This window comes from Micromonospora sp. URMC 107, from assembly GCF_051386315.1.
Taxonomy (GTDB): Bacteria; Actinomycetota; Actinomycetes; order Mycobacteriales; family Micromonosporaceae; genus Micromonospora.
This window is the reverse complement of record NZ_JBPQTK010000051.1, coordinates 22,059-38,612: the sequence shown is the minus strand read 5'-3', so window position 1 is coordinate 38,612 and position 16,554 is coordinate 22,059. Positions and strand designations below refer to the sequence as shown.

Sequence of the window (16,554 nt, the reverse complement as noted above, 5' to 3'; positions counted from 1 at the left end):
GGGGCGGGCGGGGGCGGCGGTAGGGTCGTGCCATGACCGCGCCCGACCGCCTCTCCCCCGGTGACCCCGCGCCGGAGTTCAGCCTCCCCACCGACACCGGCGAGACGCTCTCGCTGGCCGACCTGCGCGGCCGCAAGGTCGTCCTGTACGCCTACCCGGCGGCCATGACGCCCGGCTGCACCAAGCAGGCCTGCGACTTCCGCGACTCGCTCGCCTCGCTCCAGGCGGCCGGCTACGAGGTCGTCGGCATCTCGCCCGACAAGCCGGAGAAGCTGGCGAAGTTCCGCGAACGCGACGCCATCACCTTCCCGCTGGTCGCCGACACCGACAAATCCGTGCTGACCGCGTACGGCGCGTACGGCGAGAAGCAGTCGTACGGCAGGACGGTGACCGGCGTGATCCGCTCGACCTTCGTGATCGACGCCGAGGGCAGGATCGAGCGCGCGCTCTACAACGTCAAGGCCACCGGCCACGTCGCCAAGCTGCGCCGGGACCTCGGGCTGGACTGAGGTCGCCGCCGCACCGGGCCGAGCCCGTCGAGGCCCGGTCGCGCCGCGGCCGGGCACCCGACGGCCGGCCGCGTGGCCGGGCCCACCACCGATGCGGCGGAACACTCTAGACTCAGCGGGTCGGCGGGAGTGGCGTAACGGCAGCCGCGGTAGGTTTAGGTCCTATTGTCCGAAAGGACGTGGGGGTTCGAATCCCCCCTCCCGCACCGAGCACCCTGTCGCGCGCGTCACGATCACGGGTCCGCGCGGGGCCCGCGCGGTCAGGATTACCGGGTGAGCCTGCGCTTCGTCCTCGATCCCGAGCTGACCCCCGAGTTGCGGGAACGGATCGTCGCCCTCTGGGTCGACGTCACCAACGCCGGCGGCGCGGTCGGGTTCGTACCGCCGGTCAGCGCCGCCGACGTCCGACACACGGCGGACCCCACCTTCGCCGGCATCGCCGACGGCCCCGACCGCCTCCTCCTCGGGTACGCGGGCGAGCGGCTCGTCGCCGCGCTGATCTTCTGCGACAACCGGTTCGACCTGAAGGCGCACTGGTGCGTGCTGAAGCGGGTGATGGTCCACCCGGACACCCAGGGCCACGGGTACGGCGCCGCGCTGATGCGCGAGGCCGAGCGCCTCGGCCGCGGGATGGGCTGGGAGGCGCTGCACGTCACCGTGCGGGACGGGCTGGGGCTGGACCGGTTCTACCGGCGACTCGGCTACCGGGAGATCGGTCGGCTGCCCGGCGCGCTGCGGGTCGCCCCCGGCGACGACCGCGACGAGGTTCTCATGTGGCTGGCCCTCACCGCCCCGCCGGCGCCCGCGCGGGCCCGGGAACGTGGCGGGCGGCGGCGGCCGGGGGCACCTACGTCCGCCGTGTGAGCGGGAAGCCGGGGCGGACGACACCGGCTCACGAGGGGGAGCCGGTCACGAGCGGATCGCCCACCGCGATCCGGCCCGTCTCCTCGGGAACCAGGTGCAGTCCGAAGAGGAGCTTCCGATCGACCTTGCGGTGCCGGGCGAGGGTGCGCAGCGGTTCCTTCCCGCGTACCCCCGTCTCCTGGTCGGTGGTGGTGACCACGCAGCGGTCGCACGGCCCGGCGGCCCGGAAGCGGACGCCGCCGATGCGCAGCGGGCGACCGGCCCAGTCGTCCTCGGCCCAGGCCGGCGCGCCCTGCACCACCAGATTGGGACGGAACCGGGCCATCGGCACGGGCTCCTCGCCGGCCTCGGCGAGCCACCCGTTGAGCGCGTCGAGCGAGGCGACGGAGGCCAGCAGCAGCGGGTAGGCGTCGGCGAAGCTGACCCGGTCGCCGGTGTCGTGCTCCCGGTCCCCCACCGGGATGTGCCGGGTCGGTCGCGCGAGCCAGACCAGCCGGGCGGCACGGCCCAGCAACGTGCCGAGCCAGGCGTCGGCCGCCGGCCCGGCGGAGAGCGCGGGCACCGGCAGCTTCCTGTTGCGGAAGGTCCGCACCGCGACCGGATCACCGCCGACCGGCTCGGGCACGTCCAGGTCGTCGTGGCCCTCGGCGCGCAGCAGCAGGCCGCCGTCGTGCGGCGTGGCGTGCAGGGCGACCAGGCGCGTGGTCTCCCGCTGGGTGACGCCGACGCCGTCGGCGTCGAGGATCATCCAGCGCCGGTCGCCGGCCAGGCCCCACGGCTCGACGTCCGCGACGTCGTGGTCGCGCCGGTGACAACCCTTGACGGGGTACGTGTGGATGGCGCTCAACCGCATGGGATCACCCTGCCACGGCTCGCCTCCTACCGTTGCCCCCGCGTGCGCGCCCGGACCGCCTCCCGCGCGGACGTGGTCGCGGTGGGACGCCCCGCCCACCGCGAGGAGCCGAGGCTCACGCCCGCGGTCTCACCAGGCCACGCCGATGCCGTCGCCCGGGTACCAGTGGTTGGCGGGGGTCTCCCGGTAGGCGAGGAACCGCCGGTCGGTGCGCTCGGCGTGCTCGGCGAGGACGTTCGTGGCGGTGACGTTGTCGGTGAGCAGGATGGCGCCCGGGGCCAGCCGGCCCTCGACGGCCTCGAACTCGCGCCTCTCGTGGGCCCGGCTGTGGTCGCTGTCGTGCAGGAACAGGTCGACCGGCCGGTCCAGCGCGGCGATGGAGGCGATGGAGTCGCCGATGACCAGGTCGACCACCTCGGACCAGGGTGCCGTCCGGGCCAGGTAGCCGGCCTCGGGGTTGATGTCCAGCGAGGTGACCCGGCCGGGGTGCCCGTCGGCGGCGTTGCGCAGCAGCGCGGCGGCGAGCACGCAACTGCCGAGCCCCTTGTCGACGCCGGTCTCGACCACGTGCGACGGCTTCGTGGCGCGCACGATGGCGTACCAGCCGATGCGGCGGGCGTAGCGGACCTGCCGGTCGGCCAGGCCCCGGCGGGCGGCGCCGGCGGTGGCGGACTCGATGTGCCGGCGCAGCACGTCGTCCGACTCGATCTCGGCGAAGTACGCGCGGACCTGCTTCACGGGCACGTCGCAGACCACGCTGACGAACCAGGCGAGGTGGTGCCGGCTCAGCTTGGTCAGCTCGTACGTGTAGTTGTGGTGCTCCCGGGAGGTGACCAGCCAGCGGGCCGAGGTGCGCAGCACCTTCGCGTCGTGGCGGGCGACGCGGGCCAGGCGCTTGGGGAAGGCCGCGACGGGGGCGAGGGGGGTGCGGGCGATGGCCCGTCGAAGCTTCGTTGCGTCCACGGAAGGGTTCTACCAGCCGGAGGCGAACAGGTGTAGTGGAAAGCTCCGTCGGCCCGTACCGAGGTGGACGGTGTGCGACGAGATGGGACGGGTCGGCACGGATGGGGGCCGTCACCAGCCGGATGAGGGTACGCGCACACCCCAGCGGATAAGTAGCATCGCCGCCATGCCAGTTCCACAACAGTTCGTCGAGCCGAATCCGGTCGCCGACCAGACCGGGCGTCAGCCGGGGAAGCACGCGAAGCCTCGTCGCCGGTGGCGGCGCGTCGCCCTCATCAGTCTGCTGGTGGTGGCGCTGCTCGGCGGCGGCGGCATGATCGCCGGCGGGCTCTACCTGCGTTCGGTGGAGTCGGACATCGAACGCGTCGACGCCTTCGCGGACGTTCCCGAGGAGGGCCGTCCGCAGGCGGTGGCCAAGGGCGCGATGAACATCCTGATCCTGGGCAGCGACACCCGCGACCCGGAGAGCACGTCGGGCTCCCGCACGGACACGATCATCCTGGCCCACCTGCCGAAGGACCGGTCGAGCGCCCAGCTCATCTCGATCCCCCGGGACACCTGGGTCCCCGTGCCCCGGTCGAAGGACGGCAACGAGGGCGGCCGGGACGCGAAGATCAACGCCGCGTACGCGTGGGGTGGCGTGCCGTTGATGGTGCAGACCGTCGAGAAGTTCACGAGCGTGCGGATCGACCACGTCATGATGGTCGACTTCGCCGGCTTCAAGGAGATCATCGACGCCCTGGGCGGCATCGACATCAACGCGGAGAAGACCTTCACCTCGATCCACCCTCCGTTCCGCACCTTCCGGCAGGGAGTGCAGCGGATGGACGGTGAGACGGCGCTCGACTACTCGCGCCAGCGCAAGCAGTTCCCGGACGGGGACTTCGCCCGCATCCGGCACCAGCAGCAGGTCATCAAGGCGATCCTGGACCGCGCCGTGTCCGGGGGCATCGTCACGAATCCGGGGAAGCTGAACTCCTTCGTCAAGGCGACGTCGAACGCGGTGTCGGTGGACGAGAACATGTCCCTGTTGGGCATGGCGACCGACCTGCGCGGCCTGCGCGGCAACAACCTGCGCTTCATCACCAGCCCGACGAAGGGCACCGGTCGGGTCGGTAGCGAGAGCGTCGTGTTCGCGAACGCCGACAAGGCCAAGTCCTTCTACGACGCCGTCCGGCGCGACGCCGTGGCGGAGATCCTGAACGCCGGAAAGTAGGAGGTCGTACTGCCTTCCCGGCTCTGGTGAGGCGCGCGCACCGGTCGTATCCTTCGTTCGCCTCGAAGCTGCCGCGCGCCGCCGGGGCAGTCAACGGGGAAGGACCAACCATGTCCAGGCAACAGGCGATGGACCACGACGCCGGCACGCCGCACCGCGACGACGTGGCACGAGGCATGAGGGCGGGGGTACGCGGCGGAGCCGACGCCGGAGGCGGTGCCACCGGAGCGCTGCCCACCTCCGCGCCGCCGGCGGGCGGTCAGGCGAGCGACGGCGCGCCCCGCCCCGGCCTCGACGTGACGGCGGTGCTGCCGTACGCGAGTTCCCGCGCGTCCACGCGCACCCGGGGGCTGCGGGCCTGGATGATGACGGCGCCCGTCGACGTGGCCGCCCTGCTCGCGCCCCTGCTGATCAGCCTGCAGTACTGGCGCGGGACGCTGGCCATGGCCGGCCTGACGGTGGCCATCTTCGCGGCGGGCGGGCTCTACCGGGCCCGTCGCCACGTGAGCATCCTCGACGAGCTGCCGAGCCTCTGCGGGCGGCTGCTCGCGTCCGCGGCCGTGGTCACCATCGTCGCGGCGCTGCGGCACGACTCCGCGGAGTACGTGGGCGGGTTCGCACGCGGGGTGATCATCGCGGCCGGGCTGGTCCTCGTCGGGCGCGTCTTCTCGCGGGAGTTCGCCACCATCGCGCGCAAGCGTCGCTGGGTGGAGCACAACGCCATCATCATCGGCAGCGGACCGATCGCCGTGGAACTCGCCCGGCTGCTGCGCCGCTACCCCCAGTACGGGCTGCGCTTCGTCGGCTGCGTCGACTCCACCCACCCGCAGGTGCCGGCGGCGCTCCCCCTGATCGGCACCCTGGACCAGCTCGAACCGCTCGTCCGGATGGTCGAGTGCGACGTGCTCATCATCGCGGACCCGAGCTGCCCGGAGCTGACCCTGATGGAGGTCCTCCGCCAGCCGCGCAGCGCGAGCTGCGACCTGTGGGCCGTGCCACGGCTCTGGGGCTCCCGCTCGCACGGCGACCACATCGGCGCGATCCCGATCGTCAAGGTCGGCGACATCACCCTGTCCGGGCCCCGTTGGGCGCTCAAGCGCGCGTCGGACATCCTCTTCGCCACCACGGCGTTGCTGCTGCTGAGCCCCGTCCTCCTGCTCTGCGCCATCGCGACGCTCCTCGACGGCGGCCCCGGCATCTTCTTCTACCAGGAACGGATCGGCCGCCACGGCAAGCCGTTCCACATCATCAAGTTCCGCTCGATGCGTCCCGTCGACGAGCACGAGTCGCAGACGAACTGGTCGATCGCGCACGACCAGCGGGTCGGCCCGATCGGCCGCTTCATGCGCCGCACGTCGCTGGACGAGCTGCCGCAGCTCTGGAACATCCTGCGCGGCGACATGAGCGTGGTCGGGCCGCGCCCCGAGCGGCCGTACTTCGTCGAGAAGTTCTCCGCCGAGTACCCCAACTACGCCATGCGCCACCGGGTCGCGGTGGGGCTCACCGGGCTGGCGCAGGTCAGTGGCCTGCGCGGCGACACCCCGATCTCCGACCGGGCGCGGTTCGACAACTACTACATCGAGAACTGGTCGCTGTGGCTCGACGCTAAGGTGCTCATCCGGACGGTGTCCGAGGTCTTCCGTGGCGGTGGTCGCTGAGCCGTTGAGTGGGGCCGTCCGCCGACGGCCCGCCCGACCGAGGATGCCGTGGGCACCGTGGCCCCGGACCTCACCGTCTGCCGTTACCTGTGCGCGCTCGCCGTCAACCGCGCGCCGAGTGCTTGGAGAGTCGATTGCCGGACGTTTCGGTCGTGATCCCGACCACGGGCAGGCCCAGCATCGCGGAGGCGGTGCTGTCCGCGCGCGGGCAGCAGGGGGTGTCCGTACACATCGTCGTCGTCTGCGACCTGGCCGAGGTCCCCGCGTCCGTGCGGGAACTGCGGGGGCAGGTGGACGAGATCGTGTGCACCGGCGGGGGCCGGCGGGGCTCGCACGCGCGCAACCTCGGGGTCGCGCACGCCGCCCCCGGCAGCCACGTGGCGTTCCTGGACGACGACGACGCCTGGCTGCCGACGAAGCTGGCGACGCAGGTGCCGGTCGTCGACCGGCTGGCGGCCGAGGGTTGGCTGCCCGTCGTGTCGTCCCGGATCCTGCAACGCAAGGCCGGCGCCGCTCCCCTCCCGACCGCCGCCCCGGAGACGCTGATCGCCGACGGCATGCTGCCCGAGGACTACCTCTTCCGCCGCCGGCACCTCGGCGTCGGCCGGCAGTCGCTGCCCACCTCGACCCTCGTGACGACCCACGAACTGGCCACCCGGTGCCCGTGGGACGAGACGCTGCCCCGGCACCAGGACTGGGACTGGCTGGTGCGGGCGGCACGCCTGCCCCGCGCGAGGATCGTGCAGGTGGAGGAGGCCACCGCCGTCTACACCGTGGGCAGCCCCGGCTCCATCTCCGCCCGCGCGGACTGGCGCCAGTCGTGGGAGTGGGCCAAGCGGTGGGAAGGCGTGTGGTCCCCGGAGACCTTCTCCGACTTCATCGCCGCGCAGACCCTTCGCTACGCGCTGCAGGCCCGCGACGGGCAGGGCGTACGGGAGATGGTGCGCGCCATCCGCCGCAACTCGCCGCCGTCGGCCCGCAACGCGGTGCTGGCCGCGCTCGGCCTCGTGCCGCGGGCCACCCTGGAGCGCGTGGCGATGCGCAAGTCCCGCGTCGCCGCCGGTGCCCGCCCGAGCGACGGAGCCCGCTGATGCGTCTGCACTTCGTGCTGCCCCAGCTGGAGCCCTTCTACGGCATGGAGCGGGCCGCCGCGCTGCTCATGCAGGGCCTGCGGGCGCAGGGCGTGGAGGTCTCCGCCACCGTCATGTCGCGGGGGATCCCGGCCGGCCTCGGTGACCTGCCGATCGACACCCTCAACCTGGGGTCCCGGATCACCCGCCTGATGGAGGCGGTACCGCCGCTGCGTCGCCGGTTGCAGGGCCTGCCGGCCGACGTCGAGATCGTGGCCAGCGGCCTGTGGGGAACCGTGCCGGTGGGCGCGGCGCTCGCCGGGTCCGGCAGGAGCTTCGTGGCGTGGGAACACTCCCTGCTCCCGGAGCGGCTGCGCATCGACCGGAGGGTGCGGACCCTCGCCCGGGTGACCCGGGTCGGCGCGCTGCGGCCCCGGCTCGTCGTCGCCGTCTCGGAGGGCGTCGCGCGGACCGTGCGGCACCTCGCACCGGGGCAGCCCGTCGTCACCATCACCAACCCGATGCCGCTCACCCCGTTCGTCCCGCCCCGGGCCGTCGTCGACCCCCGCAGGATCCAACTGCTCACCACCGCGGCGTTCCGCCCGTACAAGAACCACTCCTGCGCGCTGTCCGCCCTCGCCCTCCTGCCGGCGGCCTACCACCTGACGCTGGCCGGCGACGGCGAGGAACGCGAACTGCTCGAGAACCAGGCGCGTGACCTGGGCCTGGCGGGCCGCGTGACGTTCCTGGGCCGGGTTCCCGGCGTCGGCGCTCTCCTCGCCGAGGCCGATCTGCTGGTGCACCCCTCGCGAGCCGAGACGTTCGGGTTCAGCCTGGTCGAGGCGGCCGAGGCCGGCCTGCCCGTCGCCACGCTGCCGGTGCCCGCGCTGGACGAGCTGATCCCGACACTGGTGCCGGGGACGCTGGCGGCGGCGCCCACCCCCGAGGCGCTGGCCGAGGCGGTGCGGCGGTTGACGCAGGACGAGCGTCCCACCCACGCCGACTTCGAGAAGGCCTGGCACGCCCGTTGCGCGGCCCTCGATCCCGCCGTGGTCAGCCGCCGGTGGGTGGAGGCGTTGCAGCGGTGACGCTCGCCCAGGGCACGGCCGGATCCGTGGCGGCCCCCGACGGCGTCCGGCCCCGATCGCACCGGCGCAGGTCCGCCCTGTCCGGCCGGGGCGACGGCTTCCTGCGCAAGTCCGGGAAGTTCTTCACCGGGACCCTGCTGCGCACCATCGCGCAGGGCGCGCTCTTCGTTCTCCTCGCGCGGGAGATGCCGATCGACACCTACGGGTTGTTCGTCGGCATCACCGCGCTCGTCGCCGTGGTGTCGCCGTTCGCCTCGGCCGGCGCGCCGAGCCTGATCTTCCAGAGCTACGCCGACTCGCCGTCCGACTGGCCCCGGCACCTCGCCCGGGGCCTGCTGCTCACCCTCGTCTTCGGGGCGGGCGCGACGGTCCTGGTGACCGCCGCGGGGGTCGCCATCTGGGGCGCCCAGGTGAGCGTGGTCGCGGTCGCCTGCCTCGCCTTCGCCGACCTGGTGGCGTGGCGGCTCGTCGAGGTCGTGGCCGCCTCGGTCCAGGCCCGGGGCCAGGTCTTCCTCGCCTCGGTCATCCCCGCCCTGCTGCACGTGTGCCGGCTGGCCGGGGCGCTGGCGCTGGGCCTCGCGGCTGCGGCACCGATGACCCTGTACGGCTGGGCGACCCTGTCGGCCGCCATCTCCGGCGTCGTCGGCGTGCTGGTGATCGGGTTCGGGCTGCGCGGCGCGGGCGGGTTCGGGTTCGACGTCCGCGGCGCGCTCGGGCAGGCCCGCACCGGGATGCTGTTCGCCGTCGGCCTGTCGGCCCAGACCGTCTACAACGACCTCGACAAGGTCATGCTGTCGCGGCTGAGCACCCCCGAGAGCGCCGCCATCTACGCGGCGGCGTACCGGGTGGTCGACTTCGCGTACACGCCGGGCCGTTCCATGGCGGCCGTCGCGTACCCCAAGTTCTTCGAGGCCGGCCGGAACGGGACCCGCGCCGCCTTCGCCCTCACCCGGCGGCTGCTGCCGCGCTACCTGATGTTCAGCGCGCCGGCCAGCCTGGCGCTCGTCGCGTTCGCGTGGACGATGCCGTACGTCTTCGGGGCCGAGTTCGCGGCGGCCGAGACGGCGTTGCAGGGGCTGAGCGCGCTGCTCGTGCTGAAGGCGCTGCACTACCTGGCGGCCGACACCCTCTCGGGCAGCCGGATGCAGGGCCGCCGTACGGTGTGTCAGATCGCGGTGGGGGTCGTCAACGCGGGGCTGAACGTCTGGCTCATCCCCGCCTACGGCTGGCAGGGTGCCGTCGTCTCCAGCCTGGTCTGCGACGCGCTCCTCTGCGTGCTGCTGTGGGGCTGCCTCGTCGCCGCCCTCCGCCGGCAGCCGCCGGGTGAGGCCGTGCCGGCGGCCGGCCCGACGTCCTCGAGAGAAAGGGCCTGAGTTGGTCGGCCTCTTCGGTGTCCTGCTGACGGTGAGTGGGGTCGCGGTGGCCGTCTGGCTGGTGCGCGCCCGGCGGCAGGTCACCGCGTCGTTCGGCGGCGGTGCCACGGCGGTCGCCCTCATCGGGTTCGCGGTGCTCACGAACGCGGCGCCCGTGCTCGCCGGCGACCGCAGTTCCGCGCTCATCGGGCTGCTGGTGCTGTGCCTGCTGGCCTGGCTGGTCGTGTCGGGCCGCCGCAGCCTGCGCGGCCCCACCGACGTCTGGCGCCGGATCAGCCTGCTGATGGCCGGCGCGCTGCTCGCCTGGTGTTTCGCCGTGGACGCCCTCAGTGGCGCCGGACTCTACGGCTCGAGACTCGCGGCGTACGGCGCGTCCGCGCTGCTGCTGCTCGCCGTGGCCCTGCTCTCGCATGGCACCGCCCTCACCAGCAGGGCGATGGCCTGGACGGGGCTGGCCGTCCTGTCGGTGATGACGATCCCGACCGTCTTCTCCGGGCAGTCGTGGCGGGCGTGCACCGCCGGGAAGCTGGAGAAGTGCTCGATGGCGGGCGCACTGTTCAAGAGCTTCTACGAGTCCGAGAACTACGTCGCCATGCTCGCGTCGTTCACGCTGGTCGCCAGCCTCTGCGCGATGCGGCGCCTGGCGGCGGTGGCGTCGACGTCCTTCTGCCTGCTGATCATCGTCGCCACGGGCTCGCGGACCAGCTACCTGGCCCTCGCCGCCGCCGGCCTCTGGCTGCTGGGCGGCCTCGTCCTCGAGCGGTGGCGGAGGTTCCCCCGGATCAGCTTCCCCCTCTGCGTCGCCCTGGTGGTGGCCGCCCTCGGGCTGGCCACCTACCTGACGTGGACCGCGTCGAAGACCACCCTGAGCAATCGCGGCAACATCTGGATGGCCGCCCGCGAGTACATCGCCGGCACGGAGGCGACCGGCGTCGGTGTCTCCAAGTGGTACTACCTGCGGGATGTCGGCGAGGCGCCCACCCACTTCTTCCACTCGGGGTACGTCCTGGTCATCTTCGCCGGTGGCCTGGTCGGGCTGACGCTGTGGGGCCTGTGGGCGGCGACCCTGCTGCACGGCGCCGTCACCGACGGCCGGGCCTTCTCCGCGAAGGCGCCCGTCGCGCTGCTGGTCGTCTACTCGTTCACCGAGGTCGTCTGGAACCCGCTCTCCGTCGACGGGCTGTCGTGGATCTTCGTCCTGCTCGTGCTGACGGCCTCGGCCTCCGCCACGGCGGACCCGGTGCCGGCCCGCGGGCCCGTGGACGCCGCCGACCGGCCGGGCGGACGGTGGTCCGCGCTGCGGAAGCTGACGCCGTGGCACGCGCAGGGTCGGGCCGGCGCGCACGCCCGTGGGTGAGCCCGCGGGCATGCGGGAGCAGGGCGCGGAGCGGAAACCAGGCGATGCGGAGAGCCGACCCGAGCTGATCAGGAGCCGCCCGCGGGAGGGGGGCCGGCGGCGATCGTCAGGTTGTGGAAGGCCAGCAGCCCCGAGCCCGTGGCGTTGACGATCCACGGCCCCGCCCCGGCGTGGCCCAGGTAGCTCACCCCCGAGACACCGTCCGCCGGGCCGGACAGGGTCAGCACCAGCCGGCCGCCGTCCCGGTACGCGACGCCGGTGACGGTGACGGTGCCCCCGTTGACGCGGAAGTCCGCCTGCGCCCCGGGCTGGACCGTGAGCGGGTCGTCGTCGCGCAGCTGGACGACCACCTCGGTGGGCTCGGCGTTGGCGAAGGCCGCCGAGCGCGGGTCGGGGGCGGCGACCCCGTCCCCCGGGCCGCCGTACAGGTCGTGGGCCAGCACGCGGAAGACCCGGTCGCCCAGCTCGCGGTAGCCCTCTTCCCAGGCGTAGTGGCAGCCCTCGTGGCCGGAGAGGCCGTTGGTGGACAGCACCGTCACGCCGAGGGTGTCGCGCATCCGCCGTTGGGCCTCCCGCAGCTGGCCGGTGCTGCTGTCACCGCAGGGCGAGGTGCGCACCTGGAAGACGTAGTACCGGCTGTCGCCGGGGATGTCGGTGCCGATCTCCCGCCGCCAGTCACCGAGCAGGGCGGTGAAGCCGGCCACGTGCCGGGCGGCGTCGTCGTCGTCCGACTCGCCCTGGTACCAGAGCACGGCCCTGACCCGCCCGATCACCCCGGCGGCCACCAGACGCTGCCGAAGGCGGCCGTAGTTGGTGGCGAGGTCGCCGGGAGCGGCGTCGTTGCGCTGGAAGAACGAGATGGGCTTGCCGTTCTCGGCGCCGTTGAGGACGGCCACCGGCACCTGGTAGGTGTCCGAGAGGCGGTGGGCCATCCGGATGCCCCACTGGCCGATTGAACCGGGCTGCCGGATCGCCTCGCTGACCGCGTAGTTCCACCCCCGGTCGGCCCCGGAGAGCGTACGGTCCGCCGTGGACGATCCGTAGCTGCGGACGAACGGTGACTCCTCGCCCGCGGACGATCCCCGGTACTTCGCGGAGACGGCGTTGGACTGGCCCTGGATGACGTAGACGTCGCCGGCCACGACCCCCTCCCAGAGGCCGACCCGGCGGCTCAGGCCGTCGCCCAGCACGTGCAGTTCGAAGCGGTACTCCCGCAGCGTCGCGAGGATGCGCCGGCGGAAGGTGAAGTCCGCGGCGCCGGTGACCGGCAGGGTGTCCTCCCACCCCTCGGCGCCGCTGGTGACCTTCAGGCGTACGGCCCTGACCCGGGTGTCGCGCACCTTGCCGGTGACGAGGACCGCCGCGCCGTTCTCGGCGTCCCTCGGGTACAGCTGCCGGTCACGGGGGTGCTGGTCGAGGGTGAGCACGGACGGCCGCGCGTACACCGTCAACCGGCGCTCGGTGAAGGCGGCCGCGTTGTCGGACAGCGTCCAGTCGGGGTGGCCGTTCGGGGCGGTGCCGATGCCGAGCGACAGCTTGTTCTTCTTCGAGGTGAACCCGTTGACCGCGAACACCGTCTGCGGGGCGACGGTGGAGGGGCGGGTGGGGGCGACCAGGTGCACCTGGAACGAGCCGTACCCGATGGCGCCCCGCAGGTCGTCGTCGGCGTCGAAGCGGCCGGCGGAGGCGCCGGGGATCTGGCCGGACGCCCCGACGTTGTACGAGTTGGGCCACATCTCCAGGTAGCCGGGAAGCCCCGTGCCGGTGGTCAGGCCCTCGACGTTGGACGCGATCTCCAGGTCGCTGACCCGCTGCCGCACGATCTGGCCGCCCCGGGTCGGCAGCCCGAGGCGGCGGGCGTCGGTGGTGAACGGCGCCATCGCGGTCCACACCCACTGCCGGCCGGCCGGGCCGGTCAGTTCCAGGCAGTAGCCGACCCGGTCGAAGCCGCCGGCCACCCCGGCGGTGCGGTCGAACGCGTACGCCGGGTCGCGGTTCGCCCAGTTGACGCGCTCGGGCAGGTCCATCGCCGCGACGGGGGTGAAGTCGGCCATGCCGGGGACGTTCGCGGCGCACGTCGTGCCGTCCACCGGCGCAGCCGTCGGCCGCGTCGCGTCGCCGCCGGACGCCGACCACGCCGCCTGCGGCGTGCCCGCCGGCGACGAGGGCCAGACGACCACCGTCAGCGCGGAGGCGAGCAGCCCGACCGTCCCCACGGCGATCCAGACCTTCCAGGGGACGGACCGGAGGCGCTGGAAGGGGGAGAGAGGATCGGGCACCCTCGGACCTCCACTGGTCGGGCGGTTCGTCGCGGCAAGGCTATGCGATGCGCGGCGACGGTTGGTCCGCGCCCGGGGACCCGCGACTGCGCCACGCCCCGGCGGCGCCCCTTTCGGACCCCGCCGGGAGGCGTGGCGGCCGGCGCGGGGCGGGACGTGGCGGGTCGTCGTTGTCTGCGATGATGCCCGCCATGGCCGCTACCACCACGACGCCCGCGGTGGGCACCCGGTCCGTCGGGATCGACACCCTCCGGATCATCGGCATCGCGGCCGTCGTCGTCGGCCATGTCTGGATCGACGACACCACCCGGGCGGTCATCTACACCTGGCACGTCCCGTTGTTCTTCATCCTCACCGGCTACTTCTGGACGCCCGGCCGACCGATGGGCGGCGAACTGCGCAAGCGGTGGCAGACCCTCGGCGTGCCGTACCTGGCCTGGTTGGTGCTCCTGCTCGGGATGCTCGCGGCCGCGGCGGCCGTGCGGGGCGGCGTGGCGTCGGAGACGTTCACCGGAGCGCTGTACGGCGGCACCGCCGCCGTACGGCCGTTCTCGGCGTTCTGGTTCGTCTCGGTGCTGTTGCTGATCGCGGTCGCGTACCGCTGGCTGGAGCGGTTCGGGACGGCCGTCACCTGGGGGGTGGCGCTGGTGGGGCTGCTGGCCGCCCACCTCGCTCCGGACGTGGTGACGGCCGGGCCGCTCGGCCTGTTCCTCGTCCCGGCCTGCCTGCTGTTCGTGCTCTGCGGTCGCCACCTGCGCGAGCTACGGCCGCGGTTGTCCGCCGGCATGGGCGGCGGCATGGTGTCGGCCGGGGCCGGTCTGGTGCTCCTCGGCGCGAGCGGCTCGCTGGACATCAAGGCCGGCGACTTCGGCAAGCCGGTGTTCGGTGTGCTGACCGCGACCCTGCTCAGCTGCGGCTTCATCCTGCTGGCCGAGGCCCTCGACGGGCGCCTGAGCGCGCCCGCGGCGCACGTCGTCGGCCGGCTCGCCGGGTGCGGCATCGCCGTCGTGCTGAGCCACGCGGCGGTGCTGTGGGTCCTGCGCACGGGGCCGGACGGCGGGTGGTTCGACCTGGCGGCCACCCTCGTGCTGCCCTGGGGGTTCGCACTGCTCGTGCTGGGGACGCGCCTCGGTCCCTACCTGACGGGCACGGGCGGACGCCGGCCGTAGGGGACAGCGACGCCGGCCGGCGGGCGTTTCGGATGCGCGCCGGGACCGGCCCTACGCCCGGCTCCCCCGCCGGCCGAACAACATCGCGAACAGCGCCACGAGCCCGATCACGAGCACGACGCCGGAGGCGACGAGCAGCGGCACCGCCCAGCCCGGCCGGTCCGGCGAGCCGCCCTCGCCGCCACCGCTGTCGACGGCCGCCTGACGGTACGCCTGGGCCAGCAGGTTGACCGGGGACTTCTCCGTCACCCCGTCGAAGCGGGAGATCGCGGTGGACTCGTCGCCGGCGAAGTACGCCTCCAGGCCGGAGCGGTAGAGCTGGTCGGGTTCACCGAGGCTGTTCTGCACCCCCGCCGCGCCGAGCAGGCCGGTCATCGTGGACACCGGCACGACCACGCGGTTGGCCTTGTCGGGCCGGAGGATGTCGTTGTCGAGCAGCCCGACCACGCGGCCCTGCGGGTCGATCGCGATCCCGCCCCGGGAGTAGAGGCCGACGTCCTCGCTGATGCGGTACGCGCCGACCGACGACTGGGCGTCCACCCCGGTCACCCGCACGGGCTTGGACAGCACCGTGTAGGTGGCGGACCGGAAGCTGGCGTCGTTGGTGCCGTAGCCCAGGATCAGCAGCGGGGTCTCCGGGCTGACGGTGGCGGCGGGGTTCAGCTCGGCGGCGGGCAGGTTCTGCTGGGCGAGCTTGACCAGCGCGAGGTTCCCCTCCTCGAGCGCGAGCGCCCGGACGACGGTGCCGGGGATCGCCGGGCTGTCCGTGACGTCCCCCTTGGCGGCGTTCAACTGCCCGAAGAGCTTGGCCTCGGGGGCCGTCGCGGCCTCCGTGCCGGTGAAGCGGGTCGTCCTCATCCTGGCCCGGGTGTAGGCGGGGACGTCCTTCGCGGCGAGCTCCTTCTCGCTGACGAGGACGTTGGCCAGGGCGGAGAGGGCGCCGGCGAGCACGATGTCCTCGGTCGGCTGCACGCACTGACCGTTGGTGAGGACGTGTCCGTCGTGGTTGACCACGAACCCGCTGCACCGCCGGCTGAACGTGACGGGCGCCTCCCGCAGCAGGGTGTCGTTCTCCTTGTTCCGGACGTAGCCGGTGAAGATGACCTCCACGAAGACCATGGCGGGCGCCGCCGTCGCCAGCGCCCGCTCCTCGGGGCTGTACAGGGCCGCCTGCGCCCAGGGCTTGAGGCCCGGGTTGACCGGGGTGGCGGTCGGGAAGGCGGTGGAGGTGGCCGTCGGCGTGGCCGTCGGCTCGCCCGGGCCGCCGGCCGTGACCGCCCAGGCGCCGACCCCGCCACCCAGGGCCGCCACCAGCAGCAGCGCGGCGACGGCGATCCAACGCCCCGTGCGGCGCGGTGGCGGGCCGGAGGACTGGATCCGGCGGACCGGTGCGGCGAACGGGTCGTTCGGCGGCGACTCGGCGGGCGGACGGGGCTGCACGACCGGCATCTGGACCGTCTCGCCGGCCACCGGCGCCGCCGGGGCCTCGGCCCCGGCGGGCGAGGCGGGCGCGGCCGAGACGGGGTACGGGGTCGCCGACGCCGGCTGGGCGGAGACCGGGCTGGTGTGCATCGCCCACGGCACGTGCGGCAGCCCGGACACCGGGTGCGGCACCCCGGAGACCGAGTGCGGGATTCCCGAGACCTGCTGGGGAGGGGCCGAGACGGGGGGCGTGGCGGCCGGCGCGGGCTCGTACTCGACGCCGAGCGCCCGGAAGAGCTTCTCGGCCCCCGGGCCCACCTCGGAGGAGTACGCCACCCAGGGCGAGGTGGCGGAGAAGTCCGCGTACGTGTAGGGCAGCGCGTTCGGCCCCTGCGCCTGCGCGAGGGAGTTGGCGATCCCCGCGAACGCCTCCCGCCACCCGGGGGCCGCGGCGACGGCGGCGTCGAGGACGGCCACGGTGACGAGGCGGCCCTGTCCGTCGATGGCAGCCCAGGCCTTTCCGACCGAAGATCCGCCCAACGTGTGGGTGAACCTGTAGGGGCCTTCCGGCTGCATGTGCACTCCTCCGCTCAACCGCCGTGGGGATAGTACCGAGGCAGGACCAGCTCTCCCCCTGCCGGTCGCTGGCCCGACACTCAGCGGAACGGGCGGCTCCGGGGAACCCGCGCGACGGCCGGTTGCTTTGTGAAAGTTTTCATGCATACAGTCACGG

At 73.5% G+C, this 16,554-nt stretch carries 13 protein-coding genes and 1 tRNA gene; 10 read left to right on the top strand and 4 right to left on the bottom strand.

Annotated features, from left to right (window positions below; genetic code table 11):
• Positions 1-32 precede the first annotated feature (32 nt).
• The 3 genes from bcp to ACSNN9_RS14410 all read left to right on the top strand — a co-directional run bounded on the left by bcp (position 33) and on the right by ACSNN9_RS14410 (position 1,373).
• Positions 33-509: a thioredoxin-dependent thiol peroxidase gene (gene bcp / locus ACSNN9_RS14420; protein WP_436673573.1), complete on the top strand. Its 477-nt coding sequence runs from the start codon at positions 33-35 to the stop codon at positions 507-509.
• Positions 510-632: 123 nt separating this feature from the next.
• Positions 633-715, top strand: a tRNA-Leu gene (locus ACSNN9_RS14415).
• 67 nt (positions 716-782) lie between these two features.
• A complete protein-coding gene (locus ACSNN9_RS14410; protein ID WP_436673571.1) occupies positions 783-1,373 on the top strand; it encodes an N-acetyltransferase family protein in 591 nt (196 codons plus the stop codon).
• Positions 1,374-1,401: 28 nt separating this feature from the next.
• On the opposite strand, the gene ACSNN9_RS14405 is transcribed toward ACSNN9_RS14410, so the two are convergent.
• Positions 1,402-2,226 (bottom strand): MOSC domain-containing protein, encoded by an 825-nt coding sequence (locus ACSNN9_RS14405; protein WP_436673570.1) that lies wholly within the window; start codon positions 2,224-2,226, stop codon positions 1,402-1,404.
• A gap of 129 nt (positions 2,227-2,355) precedes the next feature.
• Entirely contained in the window at positions 2,356-3,189 is an 834-nt protein-coding gene (locus ACSNN9_RS14400; RefSeq protein ID WP_358087101.1) for a class I SAM-dependent methyltransferase, read from the bottom strand.
• A gap of 166 nt (positions 3,190-3,355) precedes the next feature.
• Here ACSNN9_RS14400 and ACSNN9_RS14395 point away from each other — a divergent pair, with 166 nt between their 5' ends.
• The 6 genes from ACSNN9_RS14395 (at position 3,356) to ACSNN9_RS14370 (ending at position 10,951) form a co-directional block, all read left to right on the top strand.
• The gene (locus ACSNN9_RS14395) at positions 3,356-4,405 is read left to right on the top strand and encodes an LCP family protein (protein WP_436673568.1); all 1,050 of its coding nucleotides are present in this window, start codon (positions 3,356-3,358) and stop codon (positions 4,403-4,405) included.
• A gap of 110 nt (positions 4,406-4,515) precedes the next feature.
• Positions 4,516-6,063, top strand: coding sequence for a sugar transferase (locus ACSNN9_RS14390; RefSeq protein WP_436673567.1), 1,548 nt, complete (start codon positions 4,516-4,518; stop codon positions 6,061-6,063).
• Between the two features lie 152 nt (positions 6,064-6,215).
• Positions 6,216-7,154, top strand: a complete 939-nt coding sequence (locus ACSNN9_RS14385) for a glycosyltransferase (protein WP_436673566.1) — start codon at positions 6,216-6,218, stop codon at positions 7,152-7,154.
• Positions 7,154-8,221: a glycosyltransferase gene (locus ACSNN9_RS14380; protein WP_436673564.1), complete on the top strand. Its 1,068-nt coding sequence runs from the start codon at positions 7,154-7,156 to the stop codon at positions 8,219-8,221. Before ACSNN9_RS14385 ends, ACSNN9_RS14380 begins: the two co-directional genes overlap by 1 nt.
• The gene (locus ACSNN9_RS14375; protein ID WP_436673562.1) at positions 8,218-9,594 is read left to right on the top strand and encodes a lipopolysaccharide biosynthesis protein; all 1,377 of its coding nucleotides are present in this window, start codon (positions 8,218-8,220) and stop codon (positions 9,592-9,594) included. Before ACSNN9_RS14380 ends, ACSNN9_RS14375 begins: the two co-directional genes overlap by 4 nt.
• A gap of 31 nt (positions 9,595-9,625) precedes the next feature.
• Complete coding sequence (locus tag ACSNN9_RS14370; RefSeq protein ID WP_436673560.1) at positions 9,626-10,951, top strand: O-antigen ligase family protein; 1,326 nt, start codon at positions 9,626-9,628, stop codon at positions 10,949-10,951.
• 68 nt (positions 10,952-11,019) lie between these two features.
• On the opposite strand, the gene ACSNN9_RS14365 is transcribed toward ACSNN9_RS14370, so the two are convergent.
• Entirely contained in the window at positions 11,020-13,230 is a 2,211-nt protein-coding gene (locus tag ACSNN9_RS14365; protein ID WP_436673559.1) for a sialate O-acetylesterase, read from the bottom strand.
• A gap of 191 nt (positions 13,231-13,421) precedes the next feature.
• On the opposite strand from ACSNN9_RS14365, the gene ACSNN9_RS14360 reads away from it, so the two are divergent.
• Positions 13,422-14,399 carry an acyltransferase family protein gene (locus tag ACSNN9_RS14360; protein ID WP_436673557.1) on the top strand — a complete coding sequence of 326 codons (978 nt, stop codon included), beginning with the start codon at positions 13,422-13,424 and terminating at the stop codon, positions 14,397-14,399.
• A 51-nt stretch (positions 14,400-14,450) separates the two neighbouring features.
• On the opposite strand, the gene ACSNN9_RS14355 is transcribed toward ACSNN9_RS14360, so the two are convergent.
• On the bottom strand, positions 14,451-16,298 hold the full coding sequence (locus ACSNN9_RS14355) for a trypsin-like peptidase domain-containing protein (RefSeq protein WP_436673555.1): 1,848 nt from the start codon (positions 16,296-16,298) through the stop codon (positions 14,451-14,453).
• Between the last annotated feature and the right edge of the window lie 256 nt (positions 16,299-16,554).